Origin of the sequence: Micromonospora sp. NPDC004551, from assembly GCF_040609975.1 — a bacterium.
GTDB lineage: Bacteria > Actinomycetota > Actinomycetes > Mycobacteriales > Micromonosporaceae > Micromonospora.
In genome coordinates this window covers 111,274-124,838 of sequence record NZ_JBEXLM010000008.1, presented here as the reverse complement: position 1 = coordinate 124,838, position 13,565 = coordinate 111,274, and the positions used below count along the sequence as shown (strand labels likewise).

Genomic DNA, 13,565 nt, shown 5'->3' with positions numbered 1-13,565 from the left:
GGGGGCTCAGGCCCCCGGCAGCGGGGTCGGCGCCGTCTCCCGGGTCGTCCGGCGCACCACCCAGACGGTGATCAGCAGCAGCAGCGCGTACGGCGGGTAGCCGAGGGCGAGCCGGGCCACGCCCAGCGCGGTGTCCTGGTGAGCCAGGTACAGACCGGCCTGCACGCCGACCTTGGCCAGCCACACCACACCCCAGAGCACGGTGAGCTGGGTGAAGGTGCGCACCAGCCTCGGGTCGTCCCGCCACTCAGAGCGGCCCTTGGCCACCAGCACCGACCAGATCCAGCCGACCAGCGGCTGCCGGATCGCCGCTGAGAGCAGCAGGGCCAGGCCGTAGCCGATGCCGTAGAGGATGCCGGGCAGGTAGAAGTCGCGCTCGTCGCCGGTGCGCCAGGCGATGGCCGCGCCGATGGCGACGCCGAACAGGCCGTTGACCGCGTGCCGCACCGGCCGGCGCTGGGCCAGCCGCAGACCGGCGATCAGCAGCGCCACCGCCACCGAGGCGATCACGGCGGGACGCAGGTCGCCCACCACGTTGGCGATCACGAAGACCACCACGGGGATGCTCGACTCGACCAGGCCCCGCCAGCCGCCGAGCTGGTCGGCCATCTGCTCGGCGATGCTGGGCAGCCGCTCGTCCTCCGGCCCGAGTTCCGGCTCGGTGTGCTGTCCGGTCGTCACTTCGGCGACTCCAGCTCGTAGTACGGGTTGTAGATCACCTTGCGGTCGTCCCGTACGGCAACCCGGCCGCGGGCGGTGAGGTGCCGGCCGGGCTCGATGCCGGCGATGTGCCGCCGGCCCAGCCAGACCAGGGTCACCACGTCGCTCCCGTCGTAGAGGTCGGCCTCCAGCGTCGGCAGGTTCGTCCGGGGCGTGTAGACCACCGTGCGCAGCCGCCCGGCCACCGAGACCACCTGGCCGCGCATGCACTGGCGGGCCGGCATGCCGCCGGACTCGGCGCTCTCGCGGCGCAGCTCCTGCGCCTCGATCTCAGCCTCGCTCGCGGTGAGCCGTTGCAGGAGCCGCCGCAGCGACACCCGGCTCTCGTCGGTCGTCATGACCTCCGCGTCACCCTCTCCACGCCGGCCGGCTCGTGCCGGCTCCCTGGGTCGGCCGGCCGCGCCGGCACCGGCCCGCAGGTGGCGGGACCGTCCCGCCAGCGTACGCCGATCCGGCCCCCGGACGGCACCGGCGTCGGGGGGCGTAGCGCCTCCGGGGCCGCACACGCGACGGGCCCGGCGTCGCCGACGTCACGCCGACTCCGACCGGGCCCGGATCACGGTGCTCGGACCTCAGCCTCGCGCTGCTGCGGCGCGAGTGCTCAGGCCTCGCGCTGCTGCGGTGCGCCCTCCTGCTGGGCGTGCTGCTCGGCCACCTCGCGGGGCAGCCGCAGCGGCAGCGGCTCGCGGACCGGCTTGGCCTCCTGGCCGCGGTCGACGACCAGGCCGTCCAGGCAGGCCGCGAGGGGGCCGGCCGCCTCCGGGTTCGTGGCCGCCTCGCCCTGGTAGACCCCGCGCACCATCCAGCGCGGCCCGTCGATGCCGACGAAGCGCAGGTCGGTGATGCCGTCCGGGGTCCGGACGCGGGCGCGCAGCTCGGTGCCGTACTCTCCCTCGACCTCCTGCGCGGCGGCGCCGTCGTTGAACAGCGACTGCCGGATCTCCTCGCGCACCTCGTCCCAGATGCCCTCGGAGCGGGGCGCGGCGAAGACGCCGAGCTGGAGGGCGTTCGGGCCGTGCACGAGCACCACCTGCTGGATCACGCCCTGCGGGTCGGCCTGCACCCGCACCTCGACGTCCGGCACGGCCGGGATCTGCAGGCTGCCCAGGTCGAGCCGGGGCGCGTCGGGTGCCTCGGCCGCGTCGTAGGGGCCGCGGGCCGGCGACTGCGAGGTCTCCTCGGCGTCGAGGACCCCGGTGTCCCGCTCGTCACGCGCGTGCCGCGCGCCCTCGGCCCGCTTACGGGAGAAGATCACTGCGCCCACCCTCCGCTGTTCGCACTCACCCTGCCACCTCTTCCGTCCGCCCGCCCGCCGGAGCCAGGACCAGCCCGGCGTGCCCGCCGGTGGAGCCGTGCCCGCCGGTCCCGCGCCGGGACGCGGGCAGCTCGGCCACCGGCTGGAACTCGGCCCGGGCGACCCGCTGGACCACGAGCTGCGCGATCCGGTCGCCCCGGCTGATCTTCGCCGGCGTCTCCCGATCATGATTGATCAGGTTGACCAGGATCTCACCCCGGTAGCCGGCGTCGACCGTACCGGGCGCGTTGAGCACCGTCACGCCGAGCCTGGCCGCCAGCCCCGATCGGGGGTACACCAGGCCGACGTAGCCCTCCGGGAGCGCGACGGCCACGCCGGTCGGCACCAGGGCCCGCCCGCCGGGCGGCAGCTCCACGTCCGCGGCGGCCACCAGGTCCGCGCCCGCGTCGCCGGGATGGGCGTACGCCGGCAGCGGCAGCTCCGGATCGAGCTGCCGTACGGGCACGGGTACGACGTCTGTCACGGTGATCCTCTTCCGTCCGGTCCGAGCGGGGGTGACCCTGCCATCCTGCCGGTTCGGCGGCCGTGCGCGCGCCGTACCCTCGGAGTGTGCGTCAGTCGTCATCCTCGGCCGCTGCGGTGGCCACCGCCCCGGACTACTCGGAGCGCCTCGGGCTGCCCTGGTGGGCCTGGCCGGCCGGCCTGGCCCTCGCCGGGCTGCTCGCCGCCGAGCTGTGGATGGGCGCGACCGGCGTCCGGGCCTGGCTGCCGTTCGTGCTGCTGATCCCCGCGGCGGCCGCCACGCTGTGGTGGCTGGGCCGGATCCGGGTCACGGTCCACGCCGGTGAGCTACGGGTCGACGACGCGCACCTGCCGGTGCGCTACGTCGCGGACGCGGTGCCGCTGGACGCGGCCGGCCGGCGGGAGGTGCTGGGCGTCGGCACCGACCCGCTCGCCTTCGTGGTGCAGCGCCCCTGGGTGGGCGGCGCCGTGCAGGTGGTGCTGAACGACCCCGACGATCCCACCCCGTTCTGGGTGGTGAGCTCCCGGCGGCCGGTCGAGCTGGCCGCGGCCCTGCTCGCCGCCCGCGACGCCGCCTGACCGGACCGGGCGGCACCCGGTTCAGGGGTGCTTGCCCGGCAGGGCGCGAGCCTGGTGGCGGAGGTCCTTGCGGAGCTGGTCGCCGAGGGTGCGGGTGGCCCTCCGGTTGAGGTAGCCGGCCACCGCGGCGCCGGTGAGGAACGGGCCGAGCGTGGTGAGGTTGCGGCCGAACCGGCGCAGCAGGCTGTCGCGCAGCTCGCGGCGGGCGGCGGTGCCCAGCACCGCGCTGACACCGACTCCCGGCATCATCGGGTTGACGCCCCGCTGGGTGGCCCAGGCCTGCACCAGCGCCACGGCCCGCTGTGCGCCGCCGGTGGGCACCGGCAGCCGGTGCACCTCGTGCAGCTCGCCGATCAGCTTCAGCTCGATCGCCACCACGGCGACCGTCTCGGCGGCCAGCAGCACCGGGGCGGACAGCAGGGCCGGGGTGACCGCCCACTCGACCGCGGCCACCCCGCCGCCGGCCGCGCCCACACCGGCGGTCGCCCGGGACGCGTTGCGGATCAGCCGGTCGGCGAGGGCGTCGTCGTCCAGGCCCGGGAAGTGCTTCCGCAGCGTGGCCAGGTCCCGGATCGGCACGTGCGGGGCGATCTCGGCGACGGTGTCCGCCATCCAGCGCACCGCGGCCTTCGGCTTGAACAGGTCGGTGAGGCCGCGGGCGCGGGCCTGGCCGACCAGCCGCGTGAGCAGCTGCCGGCGGCGGGCCACGGGCAGGTCGTCGGCGGTCAGTGCGGCGACGGTCGCGCCGAGCTGGTCGGCGTCCGCCCCCGGCTGGCCACCGTCCACGCGGGGCTGGCCGGCGTCCGTGCCGGACGGTGCCGGCTCGGCGGCGGTGCCCGCGCGGGGCGTCTCGTCGGTCGGCCGGTCGGCGCCGTCCCCCTCGGCGCCCGGCCGGTCGGCCCGCTCGCTGCGCTCGCTCACCCGTCCGCCCTCCTGCTCCGCGCGGCGTGACAGCCGCCGATAGAAGTCAAGCAGCTTCCCGCCACCGGCGCACGGCGGCTCGATAAGCGGCGGCCCCGTCGAGGAGGCCGCCGCTGGTGTCTCGGGTCGGGGTCAGACGCACTCGCGGCAGATCAGCTCGCCGTTGCGCTCGACCGCCAGCTGGCTGCGGTGGTGGACCAGGAAGCAGCGGGCGCACCGGAACTCGTCCTGCTGCATCGGTAGCACCTTGACCGTGAGCTCCTCGTCGGCCAGGTCGGCGCCGGGCAGCTCGAAGCTCTCGGCCACCTCGGCCTCGTCGACGTCCACGGCGCCCGACTGTGTGTCGACGCGCCGGGCCTTGAGCTCTTCCAGGCTGTCCTCGCCGAGGTCGACCTCGTCGCGACGCGGGGCGTCGTAGTCGGTGGCCATCGGTTTCACTCTCCCATATCGATATGGTCGCTTCCGGTTGTAACGCCGGACGACGCTGTTTCGGTTCCGCTGGCCGGCCACCAGTTGTGTCGGTCACCCGACCCGACCGTCCCTGGGCCGGGACCGCCAGGAAGGAACTCTCCCAGCGAGCGCGGAACCTTACCCCCCCTTTGGGCGAGGCATGTATACCGCCCTCGCGGCAGAGATGTACGCCCCTGCGCCCGAAGTTGTTCCCAATGTGACTCAGGCGACACGAAGATAGGGGTAGTAGTACCCGTTCCCCCGGTGGCGCGCCGGTATGTCGGACTGTTTCCACGCGACAGCCGGACAAGCGTTAACCTCAGCGGCGTACTCGACGGCCGGCGGGGCGGACCGACCGCCGGCGGTCGCCGCCACCCAAACACCGCCCGGGGAGCGCCCAGAATGAGTTTTGCGCGAGTGCGGGCACTCGTTGTCGTCGGACTGCTGGCGGTCATCGCCCTGACCTTCGTCGTGATCGCGGTGGTACGCGACACCCAGAGCAAGGCGGGCACCGCCGAGAACTGCCCCGAGGGCTGGCCGATCGCCGACGTGCGCCTACGCGAGCAGAAGGACGTCAAGATCAACGTTTACAACGGCACCGACGAGGTCGGGCTGGCCGGCAGCGTCGCCGACGACTTCCGCAACCGCAAGTTCCAGGTCAAGAAGGAGGGCAACGCCCCCAAGGCCGTGGACGACGTGGCGGTGCTGCGCTTCGGCCCCAAGGGCGTCGGCTCGGCGCACCTGCTGCGGGCCTACTTCCTCAACAACGCCAAGCTGGAACCGGACCTGAAGCGCAAGGACGACACGGTCGACGTGATCCTCGGCAACGGTTTCCAGCAGTTGGCCACCACCACCGAGGTCAACCAGTCCCTGGGCGACCTCGGCTCGCCGCAGGCGCCGGCCGGCACCTGCCCCGGCCCGGTCAAGTAACCCGTCATCCGAGAAGAGTGGTCGCCCCGGCGGGGCGGCCACTCTTTTTCGTCCGCACGGGCCGAACCGGTCACGGGCCGCCGGAGGCGTCCAGGGCGGCGAGCCGGGTGTGCAGCGGCTCGTGCAGGGCGGGCGGCGCGGCGAGCACCAGGTCCGGGCCGGCCGGCTCGCCGGACAGGCCGGTCACCAGCAGCCCGGCCTCCCGCGCGACCAGCCCGCCCGCGGCGAGGTCCCAGGCGGCCAGCCCCTTCTCGTAGTAGGCGTCCACCCGGCCCTCCGCCGCCAGGCAGAGGTCGAGCGCCGCGGCCCCCATCCGGCGGATGTCCCGCACCTGCGGGATCAGCTCGGCGACCACCCGGGCCTGGTGCGCCCGGCGCCCGGCGTCGTAGCCGAACCCGGTGGCGACCAGCGCCTGCCCGAGGTCGGTCTCGGCGGAGCAGCGCAGCCGCTGCCCGTCCCGCCAGGCGCCGCCGCCCGCGGTGGCGGTCCACTCCTCGCCGGTGACCACGTTGCGGACCACCCCGGCGACGACCTCACCGGCCACCTCGGCGGCCAGGGAGACCGCGCAGTAGGGCAGCCCGTAGAGATAGTTGACGGTGCCGTCGATCGGGTCGACGATCCAGCGCACCCCGTCCTCGGCGGCCGGGCCGGTCTCCCCCGCCCCGTACTCCTCGCCGAGCACCGCGTCGCCCGGGCGCCGGGTGCGCAGCGCCTCCAGCACCTGCCGTTCCACCGCCCGGTCGGCCGCGGTGACCACGTCGGTGACGGTGCTCTTGGTCGCGGCGACCGATACGCCCTCGGCGCGCATCCGGTGCGCGGTGGCCGCGGCGTCCCGTGCGACCTCGACGGCGATCGTGAGCAGTTCCTGCGGCGTGGGCGCCGAGGCGATCATGTTCGTCCCCTTCCCGCACGACCCGGACCGGCCGGTTCGTGCGCGGGTATCATCCTTACAAAGTCCACAACTGCGCCTAATCGGTGGTCCGTACGGCCGGTCCACCGTGCGGCGCGGGATGATCGCCGCAGACGGCGTTACAATTCACCCTGCCCACGCGCCACGGACCGCCAGCGACCGGCCGGCCCGGGACACGGGGGTCCCTCAACGACATCGCCCGGCACGGCGTTCCGTGCTGCGCCGGACGACCCGGCCGTGCTCGCTCTTCGCCTCCGGAAGGTCATTCGTGACAGAACCCCGCCAGACCGGCGCCGACGTTCGCTCGCTCACCGACACCCTGATCGCCCACGCGCAGAGCGCCGGCGGCCAGCTCACGTCGGCCCAGCTCGCGCGCACCGTCGAGTCCGCTGAGGTGACCCCGGCCCAGGCCAAGAAGATCCTCCGTGCGCTCTCCGAGGCGGGCGTGACGGTGGTCGTGGACGGCTCGGCGAGCACCCGCCGCCGGGTCGCCGCCGCCCGGTCCGCCACCCCGGCCTCCCGGGCCACCACCGCCAAGACCACCAAGAAGGCCGCCGCGCCCGCCCCGAAGCAGGCACCGGCCGCCGAGGAGGCCCCGGCCCCCGCCCCGCGGAAGGCGACGGCCCGCAAGGCCGCCGGCACCACCGCCGAGGTGGCCGCCAAGGCCGCCGCCCCGGCGAAGGCCACCAAGACCACCCGGGCCACCAAGGCCACCGTGGCCGCCAAGACGGCGGCGGCGAAGCCGGCCAAGGACGCCCCGAAGGGCGAGGGCGCCGAGGGCGAGATCGACCCCGAGGAACTCGCGGCCGAGATCGAGGACGTGGTGGTCGAGGAGCCGGCCGAGCTGACCCAGGCCGCCGAGGCCGACGCGGCCAGCTCCGCCACCGACAACGACTTCGAGTGGGACGACGAGGAGTCCGAGGCGCTCAAGCAGGCGCGCCGGGACGCCGAGCTGACCGCCTCCGCCGACTCCGTCCGGGCGTACCTGAAGCAGATCGGCAAGGTGCCGCTGCTCAACGCCGAGCAGGAGGTCGAGCTCGCCAAGCGGATCGAGGCCGGGCTCTACGCCGCCGAGCGGCTGCGCGCCGCCGACGAGGGCGAGGAGAAGCTCACCCGCGACATGCAGCGCGACCTGCTGTGGATCTCCCGGGACGGCGAGCGGGCCAAGAACCACCTGCTGGAGGCCAACCTCCGGCTGGTCGTCTCGCTGGCCAAGCGCTACACCGGCCGTGGCATGGCCTTCCTCGACCTCATCCAGGAGGGCAACCTCGGCCTGATCCGCGCGGTCGAGAAGTTCGACTACACCAAGGGCTACAAGTTCTCCACCTACGCCACCTGGTGGATCCGCCAGGCCATCACCCGCGCCATGGCCGACCAGGCCCGCACCATCCGCATCCCGGTGCACATGGTCGAGGTGATCAACAAGCTCGGCCGGATCCAGCGCGAGCTGCTCCAGGACCTGGGCCGCGAGCCCACTCCGGAGGAGCTGGCGAAGGAGATGGACATCACACCGGAGAAGGTGCTGGAGATCCAGCAGTACGCCCGGGAGCCCATCTCGCTCGACCAGACCATCGGCGACGAGGGCGACAGCCAGCTCGGCGACTTCATCGAGGACTCCGAGGCCGTCGTCGCGGTCGACGCGGTGTCGTTCTCGCTGCTGCAGGACCAGCTCCAGCAGGTCCTCCAGACGCTGTCCGAGCGCGAGGCGGGCGTGGTACGCCTGCGCTTCGGCCTCACCGACGGCCAGCCGCGCACCCTGGACGAGATCGGCCAGGTGTACGGCGTGACCCGGGAGCGCATCCGGCAGATCGAATCCAAGACCATGTCCAAGTTGCGGCACCCCTCGCGTTCGCAGGTGCTCCGCGACTACCTGGACTGACCGCCACGCGTCAACCAGACGTGTCGGTTTGATCACCAGCCGTAGAACACTCTCCGGTGACCTGACGGTTGCCCGTTTGTGATCGTTGACGTGGCACCCTTGGTGCACGGCACACTGTCTTCCACGCCAGGTGTGACCTCCGTCCCCGACGGGCACACAGGGAAGGCAGGGCCCGAGAAGGGTGTTGCACGATAGGTGAGCAACCGAAGAGAGTGTTCATCGGTGACGACCAGAGGAGGAAGGCGATGACCCCGACCCTCACGCCGCCGCCCGAGACGGTGAGCCCCCCGGCCGCCGATGAACGGTGCGACCGCTGCAATGCTGCCGGCAAGCTCCGGATCACTCTGGCGGGTGGGAGCGAACTGGTGTTCTGTGGGCACCACGCGAACAAGTACGCGGAGGATCTCGTGAAGATCACCGTGCGCTACGCGTCGGACCCGGAGTTCAGCTGGCGTGGCGCCGATCTGATGGCGAACTGAGTACGAGGAATCCGCAACCCGACATAAGCCGGCCGGAGGTCCCCTGGGGACCTCCGGCCGGCTTTTGCGTATACCCCCTCGGAGCGTTGATCAAGGAGTTTGCGTCGGAATCGGGCCCGACCCCGGCGCAGACCTCTTGATCAACCAGACAGGGTCTGGACCGTTGCGATGCGTTCTTCCAGTTGTTCGATCGTCGCCTGGGCGCTCGGGGGGCCGCCGCAGAGGCGGCGGAGCTCGGCGTGGATCTTCCCGTGGGGCTGGCCGGTGCGGTGGTGGCGGGCGGCCACGAGAGCGTTCAGCTGCCGCCGGAGGGCCACCCGGCGCTGGGCGGCGCTCATGGGTGGCGGGGCCGCCGACGGCGCCGCAGGGGCCGTCTCAGCGGTCCGCTGGGCGGCCCTGCGCCGCTGCGCGGCGAGCTGCTCGGCCTGCCGCTTGGTGAGCAGCATCGAGACCTGGTCGGCGGTGAGCAGCCCGGGCAGGCCGAGGTATTCCTCCTCCTCCGGGGTGCCCGCCTGGGCGGCGGTGCCGAACGAGGCGCCGTCGAAGATCACCTGATCCAGCTCGGCGGTCGCGGACAGCGCGGCGAAGCGTTTCTCCAGCTCGCCGCTGGCCTGGTCGTCGCGCTGGGCACGCTCCAAGAGGTCGTCGTCGAAGCCGTCGGAGTCCTTCGGCTTGCCGAGTACGTGGTCCCGCTCGGCCTCCATCTCGCTGGCGAGGCCCAGCAGGTGCGGCACGCTGGGCAGGAAGACCGAGGCGGTCTCACCGGGCCGGCGGGCCCGGACGAACCGGCCGATCGCCTGCGCGAAGTAGAGCGGGGTGCTGGCGCTGGTGGCATAGACGCCGACGGCCAGCCGGGGGATGTCGACGCCCTCGGACACCATCCGCACCGCGACCAGCCAGCGCTGTTCGGAGGCCGCGAACGTCGCGATCCGCGCGGAGGCGCCCTGGTCGTCGGAGAGCACCACGGCGGCCTTCTCACCGGTCACCTGCTCGAGGAGCTTGGCGTACGAGCGGGCCACCTGCTGGTCGCTGGCGATCACCAGACCGCCGGCGTCGGGCATGCCGTTGGTGCGCAACACGGTCAGCCGGGCGTCGGCGGCCCGCAGCACCTGCGGCATCCAGTCGCCGGCCGGGTCCAGCGCGGTACGCCAGGCCTGCGCGATGAGGTCCTGCGTCATGGGCTCGCCGAGCCGGGCGGCCAGCTCCTCACCCGCGTTGGTGCGCCACCGGGTCTCCCCCGAGTACGCCAGGAACAGCACCGGCCGGACCACGCTCTCGCGCAGCGCGTCGGAGTAGCCGTAGACCGAGTCGGCGCGGGAGCGGAGCAGCCCGTCCGCGCCCCGCTCGTAGCTGACGAACGGGATCGGGTTGTCGTCGGAGCGGAACGGCGTGCCGGTGAGCATCAGCCGGCGTACCGCGGGTTCGAAGGCCGCCTTGACGCCGTCGCCCCAGGTGCGGGAGTCGCCGGCGTGATGGATCTCGTCGAGGATGACCAGGGTGCGCCGGGTCATGGTGCGCCGCCGGTGCACCTGAGGCGCCATGCCGACCTGGGCGTACGTGACGACGGCGCCGTGGAAGTCGGCCGCGGAGTGCAGGTCGGCGTTGCGGAAGGCGGCGTCGAGCTGGATGCCGACCCGGGCCGCCGACTCGGCCCACTGGGTCTTCAGGTGCTCGGTCGGGGCGACCACGGTGACCGCCTCGACGGTGCCGTCGTTCAGCAGCTCGGCGGCGATCCGCAGGGCGAAGGTGGTCTTGCCGGCGCCGGGCGTGGCGACCGCCGTGAAGTCCTCGGTGCGGCGGCGCAGGTACTCCACCATCGCCTTGCGTTGCCAGGCACGCAGGGGTGGGAACGTGTCGAGCGCCGGCAACCGCGGTGCCACGCGTAGCTCCTCTCCGACCGCACGACGGCGGACCCCGGCCGAGGGCCACGGGTGCCGCCGCCCATGAAAACGCCCTCGCGCATCCGGTGCCGCGAAGGCCGACTCAGCATAACCAGCGGGGGCCTTCCGCCCCACTCGACGCCACGCTGGTCACATCCGCCCACCCCGCCGCGCGGCGGCTCAGAGCTGCGGTCCCCGCGCGCCGGTGCGCGGCGGCCGCAGCGACGGCACCGGGGCGGACCAGCGGCGCCGCAGCGCCACGAGGCGCAGCCCGAAGACGAGGACGGCCGCGGCGGTCAGCGGCACCGCGGTCGCCGCCCCGTACGCCGACAGCAGCGCCACGGCGATCGACCCGGCCAGCGCGGCCAGGGCGTAGATCTCCCGGCGCAGCACCACCGGGATCTCGCCGGTGAGCAGGTCGCGGCCGAGCCCGCCGCCGATCGCCGTGAGCATGCCGATCATGCAGGCGCCGACGGCCGGCACGTGGGCGTCGAGCGCCTTGAGCGTGCCGGTGACGGTGAACAGGCCGAGACCGGCCGCGTCGAGCACCAGCACGGTGGTGCGCAGCCGGGCGAACTGGGGATGCAGCCAGAAGACGGCGGCGGCCGTGACGGCCGCGGTGACCGCGTACCGCCAGTCGGCGAAGGCGAGCGGCGGCACCTCGTCGATGACCAGGTCGCGGAAGATCCCGCCGCCGAGGGCGGCGACGACGCCGACGAAGACCACGCCGAACAGGTCGAGCCGTTTGGCCACCGCCGCGGAGGCGCCGGAGGCCGCGAAGACCGCCACGCCGGTGAGGTCGGCGAGGAGCAGGGCGGTGGAGGTGGTCACCGCCGCAGGTTACGCGGGCGGCCCGGACGGCCGCCCGGGATCACTCGGCGTACGAGTCGTAGATCTCCTTGCACTTGGGGCAGACCGGGGAACCCGGCTTAGCCGCCTTGGTCACCGGAAAGGTCTCGCCGCAGAGCGCCACGACGAAGGTGCCCATGACGGCGCTCTCCGCGATCTTCTCCTTGCGGACGTAGTGGAACATCTCCGGGCCGGTGTCGGCGTCCTTCAGCTCGGGACGCTCGAGAACCTCTGTACTCACGACTACACCTCCAACGGTCCAGTTTTGCAGGTCGATCCGGCCCGGTCCACCTGGGGCCGCGCCGGAGGCGGCCCGTACCGTAGCCGAAGTGACCAACTTTCACATCAGTCTCGGCACCGAGGTGGCCGACGCCCTGCGCGACGGGCGTCCGGTCGTCGCCCTGGAGAGCACCATCGTCTCGCACGGTCTGCCCCGACCGGACAATCTTCACGTCGCGCGACAGATCGAGCAGGCGGTCCGGGACGCCGGGGCGGTACCGGCCACCATCGGCATGGTCGCCGGTGAGCTGATCGTGGGGCTGGACGACGCCCAGCTCACCCGGCTCGCCACGGTCGACGGGGTGAGCAAGCTCTCCGTACGCGACCTCGCCGTGGCGGCGGCGACCGGCGCGGACGGCGCCACCACGGTGGCGGCGACCAGCGCGGTGGCCGCGGCGGCCGGGATCGGCGTCTTCGCCACCGGCGGGCTCGGCGGGGTGCACCGGGAGGCGGCACAGACCTTCGACGAGTCGGCCGACCTGGTCACCCTGGCCCGGACCCCGATCGCGGTGGTCTGCGCCGGCGTGAAGTCGATCCTCGACGTGGGCGCCACCCTGGAACGCCTGGAGACGCTCGGGGTCAGCGTGGTGGGCTACCGCACCCGCCGCTTCCCCGGCTTCTACCTGACCGACGCCGGCTTCGACCTGGACTGGTCGGTGGAGTCGCCGGAGCAGGCGGCGGACGTGCTGGCCGCCCGCCGGCAGCAGGGCGTGCACCAGGGCGGGCTGATCGTGGCGAACCCGCTGCCGGTGGACGAGCAGCTCGACCCGGCACTGCACGACCGCACCCTGGCCGCCGGCCTGGAGATGCTGGCCCGCGACGGGGTGACCGGCAAGGCGGTGACCCCGTTCCTGCTGGCCCACTTCCACTCCGCCACCGAGGGCGCGAGCCTGGCCGTGAACGTCCGCATCATCCTGCGCAACGCCGACCTGGCGGCGCGGATCGCGGTCGCCGAGGCGGCCCGCCGCACCGCCACCTCGGCATGAGCCGCCCGCCCCGCATCGTCGTCGTCGGCGACGTCATCACCGACGTGCTCGCGGTGCTGTCGGGTCCCCTCGCCACCGGCTCGGACACCGCGGCCGGGATCCGGTTCAGCGGCGGCGGCCAGGCGGCCAACACCGCGGCCTGGCTCGCCGGCCAGGGGGCGGCCGTCACGCTGGTCGCCGCGGTCGGCGACGACGAGACGGGCCGCGAGCGGGTCGCCGAACTGGAGCGGGTCGGGGTGACCTGCACGGTGGAGCGCCACGAGGGCTACCCGACCGGCACCGTCATCGTGCTCACCCACGACGGGGAGCGCACCATGGTCAGCCAGCGCGGGGCGAACCTGCGGCTGACCATCGGGCACGTGGACCGGGCCGTCGCGGCGGCGCCCGACGCCGGGCACCTGCACCTGTCCGCGTACACCCTGCTGGACGTGGGGTCGCGCGGCGCGGGCCTGCGGGCGCTGGCCGCCGCCCGCGAGCGCGGGCTCACCACCAGCGTCGACGCGGCCTCCGCGGCCCCGCTGCGGCGGGTCGGCGCGGCCTTCCTGACCTGGGTACGCGACGTCGACCTGCTGCTGGTCAACACGGACGAGGCGACGGTGCTGGCCGGCGGGCTGGACCCCGCGGCGCAGGCCCGGGCGCTGACCTCGGTGGCCCGGCGGGTGGTCGTGAAGCGGGGCGCGGCCGGCGCGGTCTGGGTGGACCGGACCGGGCTGGTCGAGACGGCCCCGGCGCCCGGCGTGGCCGTGGTGGACGTGACCGGGGCGGGCGACGCCTTCGCCGCCGGCCTGCTCACCGCCTGGCTGGCCGGCGCCGACCCCCGCACGGCCCTGTCCCGCGCCGGCGACCTGGGCGCCCTCGCGGTGACCACCGTGGGCGCCCGCCCCCAGCCCTGACGGCCGGACCGGTCCGGGCCACCGCCCGGGCCG

At 73.9% G+C, this 13,565-nt stretch carries 16 protein-coding genes; 6 read left to right on the top strand and 10 right to left on the bottom strand.

Annotation, left to right across the window (positions count from 1 at the left end; genetic code table 11):
- Positions 1-6: 6 nt before the first annotated feature.
- The 4 genes from ABZW14_RS12625 to dut all read right to left on the bottom strand — a co-directional run bounded on the left by ABZW14_RS12625 (position 7) and on the right by dut (position 2,498).
- On the bottom strand, positions 7-681 hold the full coding sequence (locus tag ABZW14_RS12625) for a DUF3159 domain-containing protein (RefSeq protein ID WP_355344226.1): 675 nt from the start codon (positions 679-681) through the stop codon (positions 7-9).
- Positions 678-1,058 carry an OB-fold nucleic acid binding domain-containing protein gene (locus ABZW14_RS12620; RefSeq protein WP_355344223.1) on the bottom strand — a complete coding sequence of 127 codons (381 nt, stop codon included), beginning with the start codon at positions 1,056-1,058 and terminating at the stop codon, positions 678-680. Before ABZW14_RS12620 ends, ABZW14_RS12625 begins: the two co-directional genes overlap by 4 nt.
- Before the next feature lie 263 nt (positions 1,059-1,321).
- A complete protein-coding gene (locus ABZW14_RS12615) occupies positions 1,322-1,975 on the bottom strand; it encodes a DUF3710 domain-containing protein (protein ID WP_355344220.1) in 654 nt (217 codons plus the stop codon).
- A gap of 25 nt (positions 1,976-2,000) precedes the next feature.
- The gene (gene dut / locus ABZW14_RS12610) at positions 2,001-2,498 is read right to left on the bottom strand and encodes a dUTP diphosphatase (RefSeq protein ID WP_355344217.1); all 498 of its coding nucleotides are present in this window, start codon (positions 2,496-2,498) and stop codon (positions 2,001-2,003) included.
- Between the two features lie 86 nt (positions 2,499-2,584).
- On the opposite strand from dut, the gene ABZW14_RS12605 reads away from it, so the two are divergent.
- Positions 2,585-3,076, top strand: a complete 492-nt coding sequence (locus ABZW14_RS12605; protein ID WP_355344214.1) for a DUF3093 domain-containing protein — start codon at positions 2,585-2,587, stop codon at positions 3,074-3,076.
- Positions 3,077-3,097: 21 nt separating this feature from the next.
- Here ABZW14_RS12605 and ABZW14_RS12600 read toward each other — a convergent pair whose 3' ends face one another.
- Positions 3,098-3,862: a hypothetical protein gene (locus ABZW14_RS12600; protein ID WP_355344524.1), complete on the bottom strand. Its 765-nt coding sequence runs from the start codon at positions 3,860-3,862 to the stop codon at positions 3,098-3,100.
- Between the two features lie 267 nt (positions 3,863-4,129).
- On the bottom strand, positions 4,130-4,426 hold the full coding sequence (locus ABZW14_RS12595) for a DUF4193 domain-containing protein (protein WP_091269374.1): 297 nt from the start codon (positions 4,424-4,426) through the stop codon (positions 4,130-4,132).
- A 438-nt stretch (positions 4,427-4,864) separates the two neighbouring features.
- Between ABZW14_RS12595 and ABZW14_RS12590 the strand changes: the two genes are divergently transcribed.
- Positions 4,865-5,377, top strand: a complete 513-nt coding sequence (locus ABZW14_RS12590; RefSeq protein WP_355344521.1) for a LytR C-terminal domain-containing protein — start codon at positions 4,865-4,867, stop codon at positions 5,375-5,377.
- A 70-nt stretch (positions 5,378-5,447) separates the two neighbouring features.
- Here ABZW14_RS12590 and ABZW14_RS12585 read toward each other — a convergent pair whose 3' ends face one another.
- Positions 5,448-6,269 carry an inositol monophosphatase family protein gene (locus tag ABZW14_RS12585; RefSeq protein WP_355344211.1) on the bottom strand — a complete coding sequence of 274 codons (822 nt, stop codon included), beginning with the start codon at positions 6,267-6,269 and terminating at the stop codon, positions 5,448-5,450.
- Between the two features lie 286 nt (positions 6,270-6,555).
- Between ABZW14_RS12585 and ABZW14_RS12580 the strand changes: the two genes are divergently transcribed.
- Positions 6,556-8,166, top strand: a complete 1,611-nt coding sequence (locus ABZW14_RS12580; protein ID WP_091269377.1) for an RNA polymerase sigma factor — start codon at positions 6,556-6,558, stop codon at positions 8,164-8,166.
- 245 nt (positions 8,167-8,411) lie between these two features.
- Positions 8,412-8,645: a hypothetical protein gene (locus ABZW14_RS12575; RefSeq protein ID WP_013284786.1), complete on the top strand. Its 234-nt coding sequence runs from the start codon at positions 8,412-8,414 to the stop codon at positions 8,643-8,645.
- Positions 8,646-8,785: 140 nt separating this feature from the next.
- Here the strand turns inward: ABZW14_RS12575 and ABZW14_RS12570 are convergent, their stop codons facing one another.
- The 3 genes from ABZW14_RS12570 to ABZW14_RS12560 form a co-directional block, all read right to left on the bottom strand.
- A complete protein-coding gene (locus tag ABZW14_RS12570; protein ID WP_355344207.1) occupies positions 8,786-10,525 on the bottom strand; it encodes a DEAD/DEAH box helicase in 1,740 nt (579 codons plus the stop codon).
- A 180-nt stretch (positions 10,526-10,705) separates the two neighbouring features.
- On the bottom strand, positions 10,706-11,356 hold the full coding sequence (locus tag ABZW14_RS12565) for a TRIC cation channel family protein (RefSeq protein ID WP_355344204.1): 651 nt from the start codon (positions 11,354-11,356) through the stop codon (positions 10,706-10,708).
- Between the two features lie 40 nt (positions 11,357-11,396).
- Positions 11,397-11,615, bottom strand: a complete 219-nt coding sequence (locus ABZW14_RS12560; protein WP_030502976.1) for a DUF3039 domain-containing protein — start codon at positions 11,613-11,615, stop codon at positions 11,397-11,399.
- Between the two features lie 88 nt (positions 11,616-11,703).
- Here ABZW14_RS12560 and ABZW14_RS12555 point away from each other — a divergent pair, with 88 nt between their 5' ends.
- Positions 11,704-12,639: a pseudouridine-5'-phosphate glycosidase gene (locus ABZW14_RS12555; protein ID WP_355344201.1), complete on the top strand. Its 936-nt coding sequence runs from the start codon at positions 11,704-11,706 to the stop codon at positions 12,637-12,639.
- Positions 12,636-13,532: a sugar kinase gene (locus tag ABZW14_RS12550; protein WP_355344198.1), complete on the top strand. Its 897-nt coding sequence runs from the start codon at positions 12,636-12,638 to the stop codon at positions 13,530-13,532. Before ABZW14_RS12555 ends, ABZW14_RS12550 begins: the two co-directional genes overlap by 4 nt.
- Positions 13,533-13,565: the final 33 nt, after the last annotated feature.